This window comes from Vreelandella aquamarina (assembly GCF_044805175.1).
Lineage (GTDB): Bacteria > Pseudomonadota > Gammaproteobacteria > Pseudomonadales > Halomonadaceae > Vreelandella > Vreelandella aquamarina_B.
In genome coordinates this window covers 3,218,033-3,237,321 of the sequence record NZ_CP085232.1, presented here as the reverse complement: position 1 = coordinate 3,237,321, position 19,289 = coordinate 3,218,033, and the positions used below count along the sequence as shown (strand labels likewise).

Annotated in this window: 15 protein-coding genes and 1 pseudogene; 11 read left to right on the top strand and 5 right to left on the bottom strand. The window is 53.7% G+C overall.

Features of this window, described 5'->3' with window-relative positions:
• Window positions 1-7: 7 nt before the first annotated feature.
• A complete protein-coding gene (locus LG300_RS14945; RefSeq protein ID WP_404376097.1) occupies window positions 8-1,579 on the bottom strand; it encodes an ATP-binding protein in 1,572 nt (523 codons plus the stop codon).
• A 441-nt stretch (window positions 1,580-2,020) separates the two neighbouring features.
• Here LG300_RS14945 and LG300_RS14940 point away from each other — a divergent pair, with 441 nt between their 5' ends.
• The 6 genes and pseudogenes from LG300_RS14940 to LG300_RS14915 all read left to right on the top strand — a co-directional run bounded on the left by LG300_RS14940 (window position 2,021) and on the right by LG300_RS14915 (window position 6,761).
• The gene (locus tag LG300_RS14940) at window positions 2,021-2,704 is read left to right on the top strand and encodes a hypothetical protein (protein ID WP_404376096.1); all 684 of its coding nucleotides are present in this window, start codon (window positions 2,021-2,023) and stop codon (window positions 2,702-2,704) included.
• Window positions 2,688-2,771, top strand: a pseudogene (locus LG300_RS14935) (hypothetical protein); the annotation flags it as partial. The gene LG300_RS14940 and the pseudogene LG300_RS14935, both read left to right, overlap by 17 nt.
• Before the next feature lie 209 nt (window positions 2,772-2,980).
• Entirely contained in the window at window positions 2,981-4,258 is a 1,278-nt protein-coding gene (locus LG300_RS14930) for an IS3 family transposase (protein WP_404375620.1), read from the top strand.
• 93 nt (window positions 4,259-4,351) lie between these two features.
• Window positions 4,352-5,365 carry a methyl-accepting chemotaxis protein gene (locus tag LG300_RS14925; protein WP_404376095.1) on the top strand — a complete coding sequence of 338 codons (1,014 nt, stop codon included), beginning with the start codon at window positions 4,352-4,354 and terminating at the stop codon, window positions 5,363-5,365.
• A 339-nt stretch (window positions 5,366-5,704) separates the two neighbouring features.
• Window positions 5,705-5,911: a cold-shock protein gene (locus tag LG300_RS14920; protein ID WP_404376093.1), complete on the top strand. Its 207-nt coding sequence runs from the start codon at window positions 5,705-5,707 to the stop codon at window positions 5,909-5,911.
• A gap of 475 nt (window positions 5,912-6,386) precedes the next feature.
• Complete coding sequence (locus tag LG300_RS14915; RefSeq protein WP_404376092.1) at window positions 6,387-6,761, top strand: DUF6746 family protein; 375 nt, start codon at window positions 6,387-6,389, stop codon at window positions 6,759-6,761.
• Window positions 6,762-6,896: 135 nt separating this feature from the next.
• On the opposite strand, the gene LG300_RS14910 is transcribed toward LG300_RS14915, so the two are convergent.
• From LG300_RS14910 to LG300_RS14900, 3 genes are all read right to left on the bottom strand, one after another.
• Window positions 6,897-8,540 (bottom strand): diguanylate cyclase, encoded by a 1,644-nt coding sequence (locus tag LG300_RS14910; RefSeq protein WP_404376091.1) that lies wholly within the window; start codon window positions 8,538-8,540, stop codon window positions 6,897-6,899.
• Between the two features lie 74 nt (window positions 8,541-8,614).
• On the bottom strand, window positions 8,615-9,871 hold the full coding sequence (locus tag LG300_RS14905) for a PotD/PotF family extracellular solute-binding protein (protein ID WP_404376090.1): 1,257 nt from the start codon (window positions 9,869-9,871) through the stop codon (window positions 8,615-8,617).
• Between the two features lie 180 nt (window positions 9,872-10,051).
• The gene (locus LG300_RS14900; protein ID WP_404376089.1) at window positions 10,052-11,539 is read right to left on the bottom strand and encodes a methyl-accepting chemotaxis protein; all 1,488 of its coding nucleotides are present in this window, start codon (window positions 11,537-11,539) and stop codon (window positions 10,052-10,054) included.
• Window positions 11,540-11,943: 404 nt separating this feature from the next.
• Here LG300_RS14900 and LG300_RS14895 point away from each other — a divergent pair, with 404 nt between their 5' ends.
• Together LG300_RS14895 and LG300_RS14890 are read left to right on the top strand one after the other, a co-directional pair.
• Window positions 11,944-13,263 carry a diguanylate cyclase gene (locus tag LG300_RS14895; protein WP_404376088.1) on the top strand — a complete coding sequence of 440 codons (1,320 nt, stop codon included), beginning with the start codon at window positions 11,944-11,946 and terminating at the stop codon, window positions 13,261-13,263.
• A gap of 15 nt (window positions 13,264-13,278) precedes the next feature.
• Complete coding sequence (locus LG300_RS14890) at window positions 13,279-13,812, top strand: YgjV family protein (protein WP_404376087.1); 534 nt, start codon at window positions 13,279-13,281, stop codon at window positions 13,810-13,812.
• Here the strand turns inward: LG300_RS14890 and speB are convergent.
• A complete protein-coding gene (gene speB, locus LG300_RS14885) occupies window positions 13,796-14,701 on the bottom strand; it encodes an agmatinase (protein ID WP_404378048.1) in 906 nt (301 codons plus the stop codon). The genes LG300_RS14890 and speB overlap by 17 nt on opposite strands.
• A 190-nt stretch (window positions 14,702-14,891) precedes the next feature.
• Here speB and LG300_RS14880 point away from each other — a divergent pair, with 190 nt between their 5' ends.
• The 3 genes from LG300_RS14880 to LG300_RS14870 all read left to right on the top strand — a co-directional run bounded on the left by LG300_RS14880 (window position 14,892) and on the right by LG300_RS14870 (window position 19,072).
• The gene (locus LG300_RS14880) at window positions 14,892-15,815 is read left to right on the top strand and encodes a LysR family transcriptional regulator (protein ID WP_404376086.1); all 924 of its coding nucleotides are present in this window, start codon (window positions 14,892-14,894) and stop codon (window positions 15,813-15,815) included.
• 226 nt (window positions 15,816-16,041) lie between these two features.
• Window positions 16,042-17,613 carry a Re/Si-specific NAD(P)(+) transhydrogenase subunit alpha gene (locus tag LG300_RS14875; RefSeq protein ID WP_404376085.1) on the top strand — a complete coding sequence of 524 codons (1,572 nt, stop codon included), beginning with the start codon at window positions 16,042-16,044 and terminating at the stop codon, window positions 17,611-17,613.
• A 16-nt stretch (window positions 17,614-17,629) separates the two neighbouring features.
• Window positions 17,630-19,072 (top strand): NAD(P)(+) transhydrogenase (Re/Si-specific) subunit beta, encoded by a 1,443-nt coding sequence (locus LG300_RS14870; protein WP_404376084.1) that lies wholly within the window; start codon window positions 17,630-17,632, stop codon window positions 19,070-19,072.
• Window positions 19,073-19,289 lie beyond the last annotated feature (217 nt).

The window sequence follows — 19,289 nt, the reverse complement described above, 5'->3', positions numbered from 1 at the left end:
GACGTCCTTAATTAAGTTCTTCCACCTCAAATGCCACAATTTGCCGCTGTACGCTGGAGAACTCCACGCCAATTAAGTGAATCGGTTTGCCGCTGGCACGGTACTTGTCGGCATAGCCCTTGGTTTTGATCTGCTCAAGCGCCTTGCCTTCAGGCAGCTGTTCCACCACTTTGAACTCAAACAAGTAAATATGGCCGCTGAAATCGACGCTCATATCCACTTTGCCGTGGTGACTAGCGTCTTCCACCGTCACATTCACGCCCAGCGCGGCGAAGTGGCTGTAAAACACGCTCGCGTAGTGGCCTTCATACTGGGCTATAGGGTTGTTGCGGTACCAGTCATGGGGTAAACCGGCATAAAGCGCTTTGAGGTGGGTTTCTAAGCCCGTAATATCATGCTCCAGCAGCACGTTAAACAGCGCCAGTTGATAGGTCTGCGCTGCGCTGTCCTGGATACCCAGCACGGGCAATAGAAACTCGTTGAGGCTGCTTTCTACTTCCCGGTTAGGAAAGCCGAGCGAGTAAAGACGGTAGCCGGTCATGGGCTCTTGTACGTCTTGAATCGTAATGTAACCCGTCTGGAACAGCAGTGCCTCAGTAGCGATGTCATCCACGTCAAAACGGCCTAACAACTGCGCTTTCGCTTGAAGCTTATTAAGTTGCGGCGTAAATACTCCGCGCTGTTTTAGCAGCGCCACTAAAAATGTGGGCGTGGCGCTTTCAAACCAGTAGGGGCTGAAGGTACGTTTTTGCAACAGAAGCAGCACATCGAACGGGTTGTAAACGCTGGACACGTCTTGCCCGCCCCAGCGGTAGCCGTTGTACCAGCGGCGAATCTCGTTACGGTCAAGCCCTGGCAGCTCTGGCGCAAACACCGTATCTACATCGTGGTCGGTGTAGCCGCAAATGGTGGCGTAAGGGGCATCTAACGTAATGTCGTTGAGGTTATTTAGCCCTGAAAACAGGCTGACTTTGCTGAACTTGGAAACGCCGGTCAGCAGCACAAAGTGGAGGTGGGGGTCGGTGTCTTTCAGCACGCTATAGAGGTTTTTCAGACCCTCACGCAGTTCGCGGGCCCTATCGCCATCGAGGATATTATCCAGGATAGGCTTATCGTACTCGTCGATCAGCACGACCACGCGTTGGCCGTGAAGACGATGCGCGTGCTCGATCAAACTAGCAAAGTCGTCTGCAATGCGCTCAGGTGGCGTTGATGTAATCTGCAGGTGTGCCCGCTGCTGCTGCAACTGATACCGAATGTTAGCGTCTAGGTCCTCACGGTCAGTCGCCACTCCATTGCCAAAGCTTAAGCGCACCACCGGGTAGCGCTGTTGCCAGTCCCACTTACTGTGAATATATAACCCGTCAAACAGCGCTTCGCGCCCCTCAAACAGGCAGCCCAAGGTATCCAGTAGCAGGCTTTTGCCAAAACGGCGCGGGCGGGAAAGAAAGTAATAGCCACCCGTTTCGGCCAGCGCATGCATAAAGGGCGTTTTATCAACGTAGTAGTACTGCCCCTGGCGCAGTTTCTCAAACGATTGAATACCAATGGGCAACTTACGACGATGAGGAGATGGCATGCTTGGCCTCCAAGGCTGAAGCGATCAATCACAGGGCAGTTTAGCATGGTGGCGATAAGGGCAGGTTGCGAGTACGATGATGCGTCTTTTTGTAGCGGCACTGCTCGCGTTTTATCCTTGCATATCGACGATAGAGCTTGTTGTCTTCGGCATGGGTGGTGTTTGCTTCCGTACAGCATCTCTCTGCTCGAACGAAACAAGCGCTATTAGCCTCAAGCCTGAAAAGGTTGCTAGCCCAATGGCTTGCACGTGAGCGTTCAAGAAGCCTCCCACTCTTTTGTATGCAATATTGCTCGCCACTATTTATTATTAGCCACTATCTATTGTTAGCCACTGTCTAAAGCCCGCCCCTTCGCGGTCGATAATAAAAAATAGGATGCATCTTCATTCTGCCAAGGTTGGCCATCACTACAATAAGTTAGATAACCCACAGGTGGCTCAATGCTGGAAAAGCTCCACAAGATCAATGTGAAATATACCTTGGCGTTTATCCTGGTGGCCTTGTCGCTGCTAGGCGTTGTGGTGGTCGATAGCCTGCTTGTCCAGTCAATGCGCGAACGCATGACAGCGTTTAGTGGCTCCTTTAACCCGGCGGTATCAGCAGTGCTCAATGCGGACCGCGACCTGTATCAGGCCCGGGTGGCTGAGCTTGAAGTGTTGCGTGAAGCGCCGGGGAGTGATGGGGCGAGCGCTCAGTTCAACGATTACCGCGAAAATGCTGAGCAAGCCTATGATCGAATGCATAAATTCCTCGCACTGCTGGACGCATATCCGCAGGTGAGCGAGGGGCTTGACCCGTTCGAGGATCTTTATATGGCATGGGAGACGGCGTCACAGGCCGTCTTCGACCTACATGCGGAAGGCGAGCTTGATGCCGCTGAAGAGCAGTTAGAGGGAGACTCGTTAGCGGCCTTTAATGCCTTGCGTGAGCTATACAACATTGCCGGAGAAAGTGCTGATGCGCGTGGCTTGGCCCTGGAGCAAGAAACACTGGCGGCAGTCGCCGTGCAGCAACGCTGGGTGTTGGGCTTCACCCCCTCTGTCAGCCTAGTTGTCCGGTTGGCGATATCGCCTAAACTCAGTCCAGAGGGAGCGGTATGGAATTCATGTGCCACGTTATTCTGAAGAGCGTAAAGCCGCCATCCTGAAAAAGTTATTGCCGCCCCACAATCGCAGTGTGGCGTCGGTAGCAACGGAAGAAGGCATCTCCAACGCGACGCTGTATAGTTGGTTAAAACAGTGTCGAGAAAAAGGAGTCCCTGTGCCGGGTTACACCCAAGGCGACAACGAATGGTCACCTGACGCCAAGCTAGCCGTTGTCATCGAAACCGCGACGATGTCAGAAACAGAGCTTGGCGCTTACTGTCGTGAAAAAGGCCTTTATCCCGAGCAAATCCAGCAATGGAAAGCCGCTTGTCTCGAAGGAGCTGGTCGGCAAGAAGAGCAGGCAAAAGCAGCGCAGAAACAGCGCAAAGAAGACCGAAAGACCATCAAGCAGCTCAAAGCGGAAGTACGGCGCAAAGACAAGGTGCTGGCAGAAACAACGTCGTTGCTAGTGCTTTCAAAAAAGCTCGAAGCCTTGTACGGCGAGGATCCGGACAGCGGCGAGGACGACTAACGCCTCTCAAGGAACGTGCAAGGCTCATCGCGCTATTTGACGAAGCGGTTATGGGTGGCGCGTCCCGTTATCAAGCGGCTGCCGTGATCGGCATAAGCGAACGCACACTGAAGCGGTGGCGATCTGAGCGCGGCGCTATTGTCGAGGATCAGCGTCCACATGCAGGGCAACACAGGCAGCCGCATCAGCTGACGCATGAGGAAGAGCAAGCCATTTTGAACACGTGCCATCGCCCCGAGTATCAGAGCTTGCCGCCGTCTCAAATCGTTCCTTTATTGGCCGACGAAGGCGTCTATCTGGCCTCCGAATCGTCGTTTTATCGGGTCTTGAAAAAGCATCATCAGCAGCACCATCGTGGCCGTATGAAACCACGTCGTTCAGTCCCCGAGCCGACTAGCTTTACGGCTACAGGGCCAAACCAGGTCTGGAGCTGGGACATCAGTTATTGTGCCTCCGTTGTGCGAGGTCAGCACTGGTATCTTTACCTGATCATGGATATCTACAGCCGCAAAATCATTGCTTGGGAAGTCCACGACACGGAATCGGGCGAGTTGGCTAAACAGCTTTTGGAACGTGCCTTGCTGCGAGAAGGTTGCTGGCATCAGCCGCCAGTACTGCACTCTGATAACGGAGCACCGATGACCTCCTATACGCTCAAAGCGAGGCTAACAGAGCTGGGCATGTTGATGTCTTACAGTCGGCCGAGAGTAAGCAATGATAACCCTTACTCGGAAGCGCTGTTCCGTACCGTCAAATACTGTCCAGCGTGGCCCACCAAGGGCTTCGCATCGCTGGGCGCGGTACGAGAATGGATGCTAGCGTTCGAGCGGGCTTACAACGAACAGCACCTGCACAGTGGCATCCAGTATGTCACGCCAGCGGACCGTCATCGCGGCGTAGACCAAGAGCGCCTGGAACGCCGGAACGCGGTATACCAACGTGCGAAGCAGCGACATCCGCAACGCTGGTCGGGCCACACTCGAAACTGGGAAGTCACCGGCCCAGTCTCGCTTAACCCGGGAAAAATGCACGAAATCGAGCGTAATCAACAGGCTGCTTAAGCGCAGCCATTTGGACAACTGGGTTGAAAATCACCGTTCACGGCATTTGTGTTATTGGTCACGCTGGTCATCGCCTTGATGGGGCCGAATCTGATGTCCCGAGCAATTCGTCAAGTCAGCGGGCGTATTCGCGATATTACCCAAGGTGAGGGTGATCTTACCGCACGCATTGATAGCCAGCGGCGTGATGAGATTGGTGAACTAGCCCGCGAGTTTGATGGTTTTATCGCGCGTATGGATGTCAGCTTCCAGTCGGTTCGTGATGGGGCCTATAGCATCAATATGACGTCTGGCGAAATTGCTTCAGGTAGCGAAGACCTCGCTTCGCGGACCGAGGAGCAAGCTTCCGCTCTGCAAGAAACGGCGTCTAGCATGGAAGAGATGTCCTCAATCGTGCGCCAGAACAGCGAATCGGCCAGCAATGCCGATACGCTTTCCAGTCAGGCCGCTGAAAAAGCTGAGAAAGGTGTTAAAGAGGTTCAGCACTCGGTTAAATTGATGCGTGAACTTGAGGCCAGTTCGCGCCAGGTGGGCGAGATTGTTGAAGTCATCGACTCGATTGCCTTCCAGACTAATATTCTGGCGCTTAACGCCTCGGTTGAGGCGGCGCGTGCGGGTGAGCATGGCCGCGGCTTTGCGGTAGTGGCCAGCGAAGTGCGTAATCTCGCCAGTCGCAGCGCGGATTCATCCAATAAAATTCGTGAAATGATCACGGATATCAGTCAGCGCATCGCTAGCGTAGCCGAGCAAGCGGTGCGAAGCGGTGAGGGGATTCAGGATACGGTGGATGCCATCCGCCAGGTGGCGGGGCTGATGAATGAGATTTCGCTTGCCGTTCGCGAGCAGGAGGCAGGCATCCAACAAGTCGGTGCGGCGCTGACGCAAATGGATTCAGCCACTCAGCAGAATGTCACCATGGTATCGCAAACCAGTGGATCAGCAGCGTCGCTCCAGCAGGAAGCCAACCGACTCACCCGCCTAGTGGATACGTTCAAGCTCAGTGGTGACAAGTCAGTGGCCGCGTCTTCGACGCTACCCAAACAGACCTCTCAGCACACACCGCAGCGCAACCAGGCAAAAGATGAACCTGATTGGGAAGCTTTTTAGAGGATGATCATCACAGCAGATTCATCGGGAAGTAAGTGTTGGGCAGCGCATTCTATGATTGGGCAAGCGTGTTGGCACGTTTGCCCGTTCATTAGTAAAAAATACTCCCAGTTTTTTAAAAATATAAACAGCCGAGTACAGCACATTATAAAATCGTTTTGGTGTGACGGTTGACGCGATACTTTAAGAAGCGCAGACTGCCTTCAGTTGGTTAGCAAGTTGCACGTTGTCAGTTGTATCGAAGCATTTAGCGTTGAGCCTGGTGAAAGTTTCTTGTTCTACCCTCTGTAACTCGGGTAATTCCCCGGCATTTATTTCGCTAAATCGAGGATTTCGATCATGGCTACTGGCACCGTAAAATGGTTTAACGACGCAAAAGGCTTCGGCTTTATCTCTCCTGAAGCGGGCGGCGACGACCTGTTTGCTCACTTCTCTGAAATTAAGGCTGATGGCTTTAAATCCTTGCAAGATGGTCAAAAGGTCGCTTTTGATGTCACGCAAGGAAAAAAAGGTCTTCAGGCCTCTAATATTCAAGTGATGGCGTAACTGCCTTAACGGAATATCACTTGTCGGTTTAGCCGATAAGTCTTGAAACCCCGCCTTGCGCGGGGTTTTTGCGTTTGATGTGCTTTGCCTGCTGGCAACTACTCTATGACTTTCAAACAGGTAAAGCCGGTAGCCAACAACCGGCTCCTGCACCTCCTTAATCATGTACCCCGCCTGGAAGAGCAGTGCTTCGGTGGCGATGCCATCCACATCAAAGCGGCCTAGTAGCTGCGCTTTGGCCTGAAGGGGGCTGAGCTGCGCGGTAAACACACCGTGTTTTTTCAACAGGCCAATCAGAAAGGGGTGAGCGTGGCGCGCTCAAACCAGTAGGGTCCAGTTCGTGTTTATGAGTAGGCGGCTGAAGCTTATACTTTTGAATAAAAATCTTTATCATTATTATTTGTATTAGTGTCTGATGTGTTAGCCTATCAGCGTAACCACCATTGTCCCATCAAGCCTTTAGAGAGGTGTATGCATGAAACGAATTTCTATCGCGATTGTGGCGGGTCTACTGAGCAGTGGTATTGCGTTTGCCGATGAGCAAAATCGCATGGATCATTTTGAAGGTGAAGCCTCCGAAACGCTCACTCAAGCTCTTGAAAATATGGCGGAAGGGAATCAGCGGTTAGCTGAGCTTCTCGGCGCAGAGGCTCTTACAGACGAGCAAATGGGTGAGATTCACATGCTGACTTATACCCTGGAAAATGCCCTTCAGCGGGTGGACCAAGAGGTAGAGTCGATGGCGGTCTCGTTAGAAGAGGTTCACCTTGGTTCTGAATCGCTTGACCAAGAGCGTGTTGCGATAAACGGTGCTGACTACCTAGATGCAGCAGCGCCCTTTGTTCAATAAAGCGCACTATCCGCCGCTGCATACGCGCAAGTTGGTGCGGGTGCAGCGGCGCCTTAGCCGCAAAAAGGTTCGAACAGGCGGGCTAAAGCCAAGCAGATGGTGGGTGAGTAAGTGAGTTTCGAGCTCTACCACTGTTCAATGCGGCTGTGGAAAGCCAACAACGCGGTTTTTGCCAGTCAGCTTGGCTTGATAGAGAGCATCATCTGCTTTTTTAATCAGCTCGAAGGTGCTTTTAATATCACTGTCTGGCTCACGTACCGCTACGCCGATACTGACAGTGACTACGTGCAGCGGAGAATCCTCATGCGGAATATCGAGGTCTGCTATCCCGCGACGTAAACTTTCGCCCATCGCCATGGCTTGTTCGCGGTTGGTGTCCTGAAGGGTGATGATAAATTCTTCACCACCATAACGCGCCACTAGGTCATTCCCACGGCGCAAGCGTTGCTGCAGTGAGCGCGCAACACTTTGCAAGCAGTGGTCACCTGCTTGGTGGCCGTAGTAATCATTGAATGCCTTGAAATAGTCGATATCGAGCATAATAACGGTCATGCTTAAACCATTGCGTAACGCCGTCGACCATTCCCGAGCCAGAACTTCTTCGAAGTAGCGTCGGTTGATCACGCCGGTGAGACCGTCGATACGGGACAGTTTTTCTAACTGTTGATTAGCTTCTTCTAATTCCTGGGTGCGCTCTCTCACTCTGCCTTCCAACGCTTCACTGATTTCTCGATACTGGATGAGTAAGCGCTCTGTTTCCTCGTTCTTTTCGCGAAAGACCTCAGATGCTCTTGATAGCTCCTGAAGCTCAGGGCTGGCTTTTTGGAGCGGTATGACGGAAGTCGTTTCACCCCGTGCGAGACGCCGAAACGTCATGGCCAAATTCTCAATCGGCGTTGCGATGCTTCGGCCGATCGCATACGAGAGACCAATGATGAGTAGCAGCGTAATAGCGCTGCCAGCTAACGCCAATATAAATACCTGGCGTATTGTGCTGGTGACACCTTTCTCAATTTGTGCCATTTCGAGGTGAAGTTCCTCGGAAAGCCGGTCTGACTGATAAAGAATTTCGTAGGTTTCTGCCGCCATGACGACGTTGACCAGGAAAAGATAGCCCCGTGTGCGCTGTATGGCTTCCAGTATGACTTCTTGATAGGCGAGAACTGATTCATCCATTTGGTGAAGTAAGGCCAAAGAAGTGCTGTCCTGGCGCCGCTCTTTTAACTGGCGAATCAGCGCCTGTGATTGGCGAACATTGTTTTTAATTTGCCAAATCAGAGAGTTGTCGAGGGTGTCAAAATACTGGTGAGTGAGCTGTTCAATTTGTAACGTTGCATTGCGAAGGCGCTCCAACATGGTGGTCGAAGCCGATCCCGCACCGCGCGATAGGAACTCATCCAATAGTGCGCCATGTGCATTCGCTCGGGTTTGGATGGATTCATTGGTTAGCCAACTTTGGCGGTTACGTTGCTCCTTTACCTCTGAGAACGCTTTCTGAAAACTATCCAAGTGCGTGGCGATTATGCCAGCACGCGCCATGACCGGTTCGCTGGCATCGCCCTCAAGCCGAGACAGCAATGCTCTTGCCTGCTCGAAAACCAAGTCGGCTTGGTTCGCCGAGAAACTTTCACCTTCCTGGACAAACTCTTCCGATAGGCGCTGGAGATCCATCATCTTGGTGGCCAAATTCTGGCCTAGCTCTACCCGTTCGCTGAAAACAGTGAACCGTTGGAAGTCAGAGTAGATATTGCGGATGGCAAGACCCATGGAAAGTGCCATACCTACGCCGATTAACCCAATCACCAAAAAGCCTGTAAAGAGCTTATTCTTTAGGTGCCACCGCGAAAATTGCATCATGCCAGCAATAGGTCTCTCCACTTGGTCAGCGTGTATTCATACGTATCCATGACCGTATTCCAGACCGCCACGTTTTCGAATCGTTGCTGATAGCTCCCACCGCGACGAATCTCACCCGCCTCTGCCACGATGTTGCCATCTGTCCCGGCCATGGGGCTTTCAGCAGGCTTGCCTGCGTACCAGAAGTCCCATTCGCCAGTACTGAGATGCTGTTTAGTTCGCTGAGGATTGGAAATATAGTAGCCCTGCCTTGCGATAAAGGCTCCGGGCCAGCCTGACAGCCACCAGTTCATGAAGGCATAAGCGGCTTCCTTGCGCTCATCGTTTACGGCTGACGATAAGCACATGACTCCGTACCAAGCGCGATAGCCTTCCTTGGGGGCGGCATACGTGCAGGGAATGCCCATGCCACGCAGGCGGGATGCCGCCGGTGAAAACATGCTCTCAATATCAACGTCGCCTCTTGCCATTAGATCCACAGAGTGAGGCACGGACGACCAAAACCCACGGAAATGGCCTTGCCGCTTGTAATCAATCAAGATATCGAACAGCTGGTCCACTTCTTGTCGGCTCATTTGGCCAATATTCTCAAAGCGGATAAGTCCACGGGCTTGAGCAGCCAGCGCAAGGTCAAAGAGGCCGATACTGGGAGCATTAATGATAGCGACCCGGCCACGGTGCGCTGGGCTTAACAGCCACCCCCAACTCTCCGTTTCATAGGGAGTACCTTCATCGATGGTATCTGTGCGGTAGCCGAAAGAGTCGACGTTATGTGCATAAGGCAGGAAGCTGATGAAGTCGGAAGGTGCAGAACCCAGGGTGCCATTAGGCTGAATATAAAGTAGTCGGTGGGGAGCATCCCCCTGACCAATCTGGGCATGAGGCGAAATTCGACCCATTTTGGGTAGGTCATTGATTTCATGCCAGTAATCTAACCGCTGGGTTTCAATTGGCTGGATAGCATTGGCTTGCCAAAGCACCCGAATACTGTCGGACCATTGCTCGTAAAGGTCAAAAGCTCCGGGGTCGGTGGCTGCCTTGAGTAAAACCTCGGCACTGCCACCGGGGTAGAACTCAATATTGATCCCTAGATCCTGCTCTGCGCGGCGCCGTATCGGCTCTTGCAGAGTCACATGCGTACCAACCACTCGCAGGGTAGGCTTGCGGTTCACAGCCTGCACAATGGCTGGAAAGCTTGCCTTACCTAGCAGAAGACCAATACCACCGGCTTTTAGTAAGTCGCGACGTTTCAACAGGGTACTCCCTTATAACGAGGACTTTTAACCCTGCTGAAAAACGCAGGGTCCACGCCTTGAGAGAATTTTCTACCCCATCATATTCAAAGAGCTGAGTCTCTTGCTAGCTTTTGTTAAAGTTTTGTAAGCCACTGTGGTTTGATGAACCATTAGGTAGGGTGGGACATAGCGTAATGTTTACTCCGTACTGGCGGCCATTAATTCAGGCAGTGCCGCTTTGGTAGACTGCTCCGGTAGCTGGAAACGGCCTACCGTCTGCGCCATGACGTTGGCGGTTGATGTCAGCTTATCGGCTGTCTGGCGTGCATCGGCAACCGCTTGGCGTGAAATATCGAGCGCGCTATAAATCTCATTGACGCTGCTTTCCAACTCCTCAATTCCCTGCTGCTGTTGCTCAATCGCTCCGTCTACGCGCGTGAGTCGTTCGGTAACTTGCTCAAATGCCTCGGTCAGTGCTTGTGTCGAGGTGTCCAACGTCTCCGTTTGCGCAACGCCCTGTTTTATCTGGGTAGTAGTAGCTTCAATGTTGGTGCGAATACGCGCTGCGGTATCTTGGGTGTTGCCCGCTAGCATACGCACTTCGTTAGCAACGACAGCGAAGCCACGGCCATGCTCACCCGCACGCGCAGCTTCTACCGATGCATTAAGTGCCAGCAAGTTGGTTTGAAAAGTGATTTGATCAATATCGCTAAGCAGCTGAGCAATGGTTGCCGACTGTTTATGAAGGCTATCCATCATGCTTCGCATGGATTGCATGTGCTGGCGACTTTCTTGAACGTTCTGCTGTGCTTCTTCTGCCAAGCGACGCACTTGCTTGAACTCATGAGCAGTTTCACGGGTAGTAGCGGAAAGCTCAGTGCTACTGGTAGAGATGCGTTCTGTTTGGCTAGCATTGCGAGTAGTTTGGTCGCTCAATTGGTCTTGGGCGTGTAATAATTGATGGCTGTAGTCATTGACGGCTTGAGCGGCAGTCTGGGTTTGGCGCAAGCTGTCGGCCACGTTATCCCGCATGGCCGCAATGGCATTCACGGCGGGTAACTGCTGCTCCCGTGCTGAGAACGCCATATCCAAACGCCCTTGGCTGGCTTCAGCTGCAAAACGGCTAACGTGCAAACCCTCTTTTACCATTCTCCTTAATACCGTGGCGAGATAACCCAAGATAGCCACCTGAACAACCACAGCTCCGCCATGCATCGCCAAGCAGACAAGCAGCTCAGCGATGCCATGTTGGCCTTCGTGCATGTTCAATAGATCGCCATAAAGCGAAACAAGGCCCAGGTACTGAAGCCAGGTGAATACAGCGTGGTGTAGTGCAATAACCCCGCCCCCAACCACTATGACACGCCAATCGCTGTAGAGAATAAGCGCTGACAGCAGAACGAAAATACTGAAATGTGCTTCAATCATGCCCCCGCTCTGCTCGATCAGCACCGCCGACCATCCCATTAGGATGGCAGCTTTCGTAAAGCCATTAATAATGTGCCCTGTCCAGGTGCGCTGTATCCAGTAAGTAAGGGGGAGCGTCAGAAGCCCGAAGGTTGCCGCTAGCCAGAATGTGCCGGTAAAAGCCCCCACCACGAGGCACAGCGCCGCAATTAGACTGATCGGTAGCCACATAATGCGGTCAGTGCGAGCCGTGTGCCGTGCGAAAAGGCTAGTTTGCATGAGAGCTCCTGGGATCATGAAGCATGCTGCTTGAAGGTTGTACATTGTCTGTACAAATGGTTTTTCGTGTCAACGAAAAGTGATGAAAACTTGCACAGGGTCAAGAAAAGATGCCCCTAGACGCTGTAGGGCGCAGTTTAATGTTTGTTTTTGTGTCGGCAAGTAATTTTTAGAAATCTGAAAGGACGCGCTGTTGCGGAGGGCAGCTATTGCGCTGATAAGTGGATATGATTGAGGATCCCGCAAGAGCCTGGAAAGTGTCCTCAGCCACTTGAGTCGCTAATAAAATAGCTAATACAGTCGTTAGTAAAGTAGCTAAATAGATGGTTAGGTAGGTAGCTAAAAAGCGTGGACCCGTTGTTATCACAGCTGGCTATTGAACACTTCGTAAATACAGCAACTTAATGGAAAAATTAAAAATTATGAAAATTCAACAAGATGCTGAAAAAATGAAGCTCGTCACGCTAGCCTTTGATCAGGCGCATAATGCGGTGATGATGACCGATGCTGACTTTAACAACGGCGGGCCTTTTATTGTTTACTGCAATTCAGCGTTTTGCCAGATGACCGGCTACGAACGCGAAGCGCTGATAGGGCGCTCGCCTAGCATGCTGCAAGGCCATGATACCGATGTTGCCGTCATCAATTCACTGCGCCAAGCGCTAAAAAACCGCACTTTTTGGGAAGGCAGCACGATTAACTACCGAAAAAGCGGAGAAGCTTATGTAGTGAATTGGAGCATATCGCCTGTTTTTGACGAAAATAATCTGCTTACGCACTTTTTATCCATTCAGCAAGATATTACTTCTCGTATTGAAGCAGACAGGGGGCGTAATGCTCTTTTAAAAGCGCTTGATCAGGCTAATGACCCAGTACTGATCACCGATAGTCGAGAAACTATTGTGTTCGTCAACACAGCATTTGAAAAGCTGACGGGCTATTGCAAAGAAGAAGTGTTGGGGCGGACACCGCGCTTTCTGAATTCAGGTGAACAAGATGCAAAGTTTTATCGCGACCTTTGGCATGCGCTAAAAAATAGGCTGCCGTTTCAAGCACGTTTCGTCAATCGTCGTAAAGATGGCAGCCGCTACTATGTTGAGCAAAGTATTGCCCCCGTGCTGAATGAGCAAGGTAATTGCACACACTTTATTAGTACTTCGTGGCAGGTGGATGACATTGTTGAGCGGGAAAAAGTGCTGTATGCAATGGCTACGGAAGATAAATTAACCGGGCTTTTAACGCGTCGGGCTGGCGATGAAGCCTTAACACGCGCGTATCATCGCTACCTTGAAGAGCACTGCCCACTTAGCGTTATCATTTGTGATATTGATCATTTTAAAGCTGTTAATGACACCTATGGCCATTTAATTGGTGATCGGATTATTGAGCAAGTTGCTAAGGTACTAAGAGAGCAAACACGACCAGACGACCTGGTGATTCGCTGGGGCGGCGAAGAGTTTTTGGTAGTGATTAATGCGCCTATCTTGACGGCAACGAACTTGGCGGAGCGTTTGAGAAAGGCTGTTTTTTCGCTTAAAGATGAAGACGTTGGCCGCTTGACGCTCTCACTTGGCGTGGCTGAACTACTGCCCGAGGAGTCGGTAGAGCAACTCCTCGGCAGGGCGGACGGTGCGCTGTATCGTGCCAAACGGAATGGCCGTAATATGGCGGTGACCGCCGCAGGCCAGAATACCTCGGGCACAATGTTAAGCAGCACGTTATGAGGAGTCCGCCACTTGATGATAGAGAGCTATAGCACGCTCGCCGGCCAGTTCTTTGGCCTAGTGTCGCTAATACTGTGCGTATGGGCGTTTGCAAGCAAGCAGGATGACCGGCTATTAGTGCTGCTGCTCTCCGCTAATGTAGCGTTTGCCTTGCAATTTATGTTTTTCGGCAGCTGGACGGCAGCGGCACTATCTTTATTGGTTATTATGCGCATTGCCCTGGCACGCCGCTACCCAGGCAGCAAAATGGCCATGGCAGCGACGCTAGCCGCAAGTGGTGTCGCTGCAGCCTTCACTTGGCAGGGCTGGGCAGACCTACCTGCCATCATTGCCATGGTGCTAGGTACTGTGGGTATGTTCCTGCTGCGTGGCATTCCAATGCGTGTCTTTTTAGGGTTAGCCGCATTGGCATGGGCGCTTAGCCATATTCTCGTAGGTTCGGTAGGAGGAACCTTAGCCGAGGCGCTTGTGATTGTGACCAATGCCATCACTATTTATCGCCTCTATCGAGCCAAGCAGCGCTATCCAGGGGTTATGGAACGCGTTTAGACGCCGCCAGCACATATAAAAACTCCAACCCCAGCGTAGCGGCCGCTAGCGATGTGATATCGCCGTGGTCGTAGGCGGGGTTGACTTCCACTAGGTCCATCCCTACCAGCTCCATCCCCACCATGCCGCGCATTACTTTTAGCATCAGATCGGTGGACATACCGCCGCATACCGGCGTGCCGGTGCCCGGTGCGAAGGCTGGGTCTAGGCCATCGATATCCAGCGTTACATACGCCGGGTGGTGGCCTACTTTGGCGCGGATGCGCTCCAGCACGGCGGCGGGGCCGTGGTCGTTCACCCAGTCGGCGTCTAGCACCTCATAAGGGTGGTTGTGGCGGTCATAGCTAGTGCGAATACCAATTTGCAGCGAATGCTCTGGCACCACCAGGCCCTCTTGTAAGGCGTGATGGAAGATAGTGCCGTGGTCGAAACGCGTGCCTTGCTCGTAGGTGTCGGTGTGGGCATCAAAGTGAATCAGTGCCAGCGGGCCGTGCTCGCGGGCATGGGCGCGCAGCAGCGGCAGGCTGATGTAGTGGTCGCCGCCCAGCGTTAACATCTTTTTGCCCGCTTTCAGCCAGCGCATGGCGTGGGTTTCCAGGTTGTCCACCAGGCTCTCCGGCTCGCCGTAGGCGTAGTCCAGGTTACCCGCATCGCATACCTTCAGGCGCTCTTCCAGGGCGAAGTCCCACGGCCAGCGCTTGCCTTCCCAGATCAGGTTGGCGGTGCTTTGGCGAATGGCATTCGGCCCCATACGGGTGCCTGAACGGCCTGAACACGCTAGGTCAAACGGCACACCGCTGACCACTACCTCGGCATCCGTGGCGTGCGGGTCAGTGGCTTTAGGCACGCCCATAAAGGTGGAGATAACATCACCAAACAGGCTGGGCATGATCTGCGATGGGGTCACCTAACGGGTACTCCTGTAGTGAATAGTGAAAAGGATGGGCAGTGAAAAGGGTGTACAGTCGAAAGCGAGCGGTGGTAGGGAGCTCAAAGAAGCGCGACGATAAGGAATTTTTGGCGATGAATAAAATGAATGTTTAGAATGAAATCATTCGTTACATAAATAATGAGGCGCTATGCGTTCGCTCCGCCACTTTGATCTAAACCTGCTACTGGTGTTTGAGGTGCTGATGCGCGAGCGTCATGTGACCCGCGCCGCTGAAAAGCTTCATTTAAGCCAGCCAGCGTTGAGCCATTCACTCAAGCGCCTGCGTGAAGCGCTAAACGACCCGCTATTGGTACGCACCGAGCAAGGGCTGCAGCCAACCCCCAGAGCGCTCGCGCTGCTGCCGGTGGTACAGCAAGCCTTAGCCGCGTTGCAGGAAGGCCTTGCACCGCCTGCTTCCTTTGACCCAGCCACCAGCACCCGGCGCTTTACTCTGGCGACCACCGACTACTTTGAAGAGGTCATGTATCCGGCATTTCTTAGCCAACTGCTGAGCTATGCGCCGGGCATCAGTTTCTCGATTGAACTTATTACCCCGGAAGTGCTTAGCGAGGCCCTAGAGCAGCGCCAGGTGGATATGGTAGTGGGGCTAGATAGCCAGTCATCGCTACCCAGCGGCGTGGTGCAAACGCCCTGGATGCACGAAGAGCTGGTGTGTCTAGCCGCCCGACACAACGCCCATGTAGGTGATGCCTTGGCGTTAGAGCAGTTTGCCCGCCAGCCTCATGTAGAGCTGGCCGATATCAGTGGTTTAGTGCCGAGCCGTATCGAAAACTGCCTTGCCCAGCATGGCCTTAGCCGTAGGGTGATCTCTAAAAACCTTAACTACATAGCCGCCGCACGGGTAGTAGCGCTCACCGATGCGATTATTACCTTGCCCCGGCAAATGGCCGAGCGCTTCGTTGCTATGCTGCCCGTTCGCATGGTCGCCCCGCCTGACGAGCTACCCGCCTTAACCATGACGCTGATCCAGCACAACCTCTACGCCAATGCCCCTGAAAACGTGTGGCTCTATGACGAGCTGACCGCGTTTGCACAGAGTGCTAGCCGGTAAAAAAATGTCTGGTATGTAGCGGTGTTGTAGATAAACAACGCAGTTGAATCAAAGGTTGAATGGCCACTGGCGGGTTTGAGGACACATCCTAAACTGCTATCTGTCGCGTTATTTTGCGCAATAGTGAATAGGCAATAGTGAATAGGCGGTGCCCAAAGACGCTGGGGTCATTACCCAGCGGCGAGGGGTTGGGCGCTGAATGCGAACAAACCAAGGGAGAAGGCGTGTGAAAATAGGCGCACCGAAAGAGATTGCTCGGGGAGAGGCGCGGGTCGCGCTGACCCCCGAGAGCGCGAAGCACCTGCAGAAGCTGGGCCATGAGTGTCTTGTTGAAACAGGTGCCGGCTTGGCAGCGGGTTTTAATGACGACACTTATCGTGACGCTGGTGTGGCCGTGGTGGAGAGTGCTGAGGCACTCTGGCGCGACGCTGAGGTGGTCATTAAAGTCCGCGAGCCGACTGATGCCGAAGCTAAACAGCTGCGGAAAGGCCAAACGCTAATTGCTTTCTTCTGGCCAGCGCAGAACGAAGCGCTGCTGGAAACCTGTAAAGCCCAAGGCGCGACCGTCATCGCGATGGACATGGTGCCGCGTATTTCCCGGGCGCAGAAGATGGACGCGCTCTCCTCCATGGCGAACATTGCGGGCTACCGTGCGGTGATTGAAGCGGGGAACAACTTCGGCCGCTTCTTTACCGGCCAGGTGACCGCCGCGGGCAAAGTACCGCCTGCCAAGGTGCTGGTGATCGGGGCCGGGGTCGCGGGGCTAGCTGCGATTGGTACGGCGACCAGCTTAGGGGCCGTGGTGCGCGCCTTTGATGTGCGTCCCGAAGTCTCCGAGCAGATCGAGTCCATGGGCGCTGAGTTCCTGTTCCTTGATTTCGACGAGAGCCAGGATGGCTCCGAGAGTGGTGGCTACGCGGCACCCTCAAGCCCTGAGTTCCGCGAAAAGCAGCTAGCGTGCTTCCGCGAGCAGGCGCCGGATGTGGATATTGTGATTACCACGGCGCTGATTCCCGGCAAGCCTGCGCCTAAGCTGTGGCTGGAAGATATGGTCGCTGCCATGAAGCCCGGCTCGGTGATTGTGGACTTAGCCGCCGAGAAGGGCGGCAACTGCGACCTGACCAAGCCCGACGAGCGCGTGGTGAGCGATAACGGCGTGGTGGTGATCGGCTATACCGATTTCCCCTCGCGCATGGCGACACAGGCCTCGTTGCTCTACGCCACTAATATTCGCCACATGCTTACCGATCTCACCCCAGAGAAAGACGGCGTTATCCACCACAACATGGAGGATGACGTCATTCGCGGGGCTACGGTGACCCACCAAGGGGAGATCACCTTCCCGCCGCCGCCGCCCAAGGTGAAAGCCATTGGCGCGGCCAAGCCGAAGAAGAAAGAGAAAGAACCCACGCCTGAAGAGAAGAAGGCCGCCGAGCTTGCCACCTTTAAAGCGCAAACCAAGCGCCAGGTGAGCATGCTGGCAGTGGGTGGCGCGCTGATGTTGCTGCTTGGCTTAGTGGCACCGGCCTCGTTCATGCAGCACTTTATTGTCTTTGTGCTGGCCTGCTTTATCGGCTTCCAGGTGATTTGGAAAGTCAGCCACTCGCTGCATACACCGCTGATGGCGGTCACTAACGCCATTTCCGGCATCATTATTTTGGGGGCGATCCTGCAAATTGGCTCGGGCAGCGCGGTGGTTAGCGTGCTGGCGGCGATTTCGGTGTTAATCGCATCAATCAATATCGTGGGTGGCTTCCTGGTAACACGCCGGATGCTGGCCATGTTCCAAAAATCCTAAGCGGCGGAGAGACGATATGTTAGAGCAAGGATTCGTATCTGCCGCAGCGATTGCGGCAAGCGTGCTGTTTATTCTGTCGCTGGGCGGCCTGAGTAACCAGGAAAAAGCCAAACGGGCCGTGTGGTACGGCATTGTTGGTATGGCGCTGGCGGTGTTTTTCACCTCGTTCGGCCCAGGTATCGGCGGCTACTGGTGGCTGATTCCGATGATGCTGATTGGCGCGGCCATTGGGGCCTACGTGGCGGGTAAGGTCGAAATGACCGAAATGCCCCAGCTGGTAGCGGCGCTGCACAGCTTTGTGGGCTTGGCAGCGGTATTTGTGGCCTGGAGTGCAGACCTGGAACGCCGCCGAGTGATGGCTGCCCGCGCCGCTGAGGCATCGCTGGACCAGTTCTCCGCCTTTGCCGCCCTGGTGGCCACCAAAGCCCCCGATGAGCTGATGTTCCTGCAAATCGAGGTGGTGCTGGGCATCTTTATCGGCGCGGTAACCTTTACCGGCTCGGTGATTGCCTTCGGTAAGCTCGCTGGCAAAGTGGATGGCAAACCACGGCAGCTGCCCGGCGGCCATATGCTGAATGCCGGAGCGGCGGCGCTCTCACTGCTGTTGGCGATACTTTACCTCAACGGTGCCGGCTTCTGGACGCTGTTGGTGATTGCGGCGCTAGCGTTCTTTATCGGTTACCACCTAATCATGGGTATCGGCGGGGCGGATATGCCGGTGGTGGTCTCGATGCTGAACAGCTACTCCGGCTGGGCGGCGGCGGCCATTGGTTTCACGCTCTCCAACGACTTGCTGATTGTGACCGGTGCGCTGGTGGGCTCCTCTGGTGCGATTCTCTCTTACATTATGTGTAAGGCGATGAACCGCAACTTCGTCAGCGTGATCCTAGGCGGCTTTGGCGGCACTAAAGGGCCAGCTGCAGAAATTGAAGGCGAGCAGGTGTCCATTGATGCCAACGGCGTTGCCACGGCGCTCAACGATGCCGACAGCATCATTATTGTGCCGGGTTACGGCATGGCGGTGGCCCAGGCGCAAACGGCGGTGAGCGATTTAGTGCGTAAGCTGCGCACTGCAGGCAAAACCGTCCGCTTCGGCATTCACCCCGTGGCTGGGCGCTTGCCAGGCCATATGAACGTGCTGCTGGCGGAAGCCAAGGTGCCCTACGATATCGTGCTGGAAATGGACGAGATCAATGACGACTTTGCCAGTACCGACGTGGTCATCGTTATCGGCTCCAACGACATCGTCAATCCTGCCGCCGAAGAGGACCCCAACAGCCCCATCGCCGGGATGCCGGTTCTCAAGGTATGGGAAGCGAAGCAGGTGTTTGTCAGCAAGCGTGGCCAGGGCACCGGCTACTCGGGCATCGAGAACCCGCTGTTCTTCAAGGAGAACACGCGTATGTTCTACGGCGATGCTCGCGATAGCATTAATGCTCTACTGCCACTGGTGGAGTGATTCAGTGAAGCGATAGACTGACGTGGAGCGGGGCACTTAGCGCTCCGTTCCACGATTTAATTACTAATAACTATCAGGCTGGTGATTAAATGCAAATTGTAGCTATCGGGAAGGTGCTTTAAAACTGTAAGACATGAATACCGCATCCGCTGGCGTTGATACAGCCGCGTACAGCCATGATGCAAAGCATTTGTTCCCTTGGTATCGCCAAGGCATA

What these genes read in the sequence shown, in the direction of transcription:
- LG300_RS14945 (WP_404376097.1), bottom strand. Translation starts at nt 1,579, where the DNA reads ATGCCATCTCCTCATCGTCGTAAGTTGCCCATTGGTATTCAATCGTTT.
- LG300_RS14940 (WP_404376096.1), top strand. Translation starts at nt 2,021, where the DNA reads ATGCTGGAAAAGCTCCACAAGATCAATGTGAAATATACCTTGGCGTTT.
- LG300_RS14930 (WP_404375620.1), top strand. Translation starts at nt 2,981, where the DNA reads ATGGAAAGCCGCTTGTCTCGAAGGAGCTGGTCGGCAAGAAGAGCAGGC.
- LG300_RS14925 (WP_404376095.1), top strand. Translation starts at nt 4,352, where the DNA reads ATGTCCCGAGCAATTCGTCAAGTCAGCGGGCGTATTCGCGATATTACC.
- LG300_RS14920 (WP_404376093.1), top strand. Translation starts at nt 5,705, where the DNA reads ATGGCTACTGGCACCGTAAAATGGTTTAACGACGCAAAAGGCTTCGGC.
- LG300_RS14915 (WP_404376092.1), top strand. Translation starts at nt 6,387, where the DNA reads ATGAAACGAATTTCTATCGCGATTGTGGCGGGTCTACTGAGCAGTGGT.
- LG300_RS14910 (WP_404376091.1), bottom strand. Translation starts at nt 8,540, where the DNA reads ATGGCACTTTCCATGGGTCTTGCCATCCGCAATATCTACTCTGACTTC.
- LG300_RS14900 (WP_404376089.1), bottom strand. Translation starts at nt 11,539, where the DNA reads ATGCAAACTAGCCTTTTCGCACGGCACACGGCTCGCACTGACCGCATT.
- LG300_RS14895 (WP_404376088.1), top strand. Translation starts at nt 11,944, where the DNA reads ATGGAAAAATTAAAAATTATGAAAATTCAACAAGATGCTGAAAAAATG.
- LG300_RS14890 (WP_404376087.1), top strand. Translation starts at nt 13,279, where the DNA reads ATGATAGAGAGCTATAGCACGCTCGCCGGCCAGTTCTTTGGCCTAGTG.
- speB (WP_404378048.1), bottom strand. Translation starts at nt 14,701, where the DNA reads ATGCCCAGCCTGTTTGGTGATGTTATCTCCACCTTTATGGGCGTGCCT.
- LG300_RS14880 (WP_404376086.1), top strand. Translation starts at nt 14,892, where the DNA reads ATGCGTTCGCTCCGCCACTTTGATCTAAACCTGCTACTGGTGTTTGAG.
- LG300_RS14870 (WP_404376084.1), top strand. Translation starts at nt 17,630, where the DNA reads ATGTTAGAGCAAGGATTCGTATCTGCCGCAGCGATTGCGGCAAGCGTG.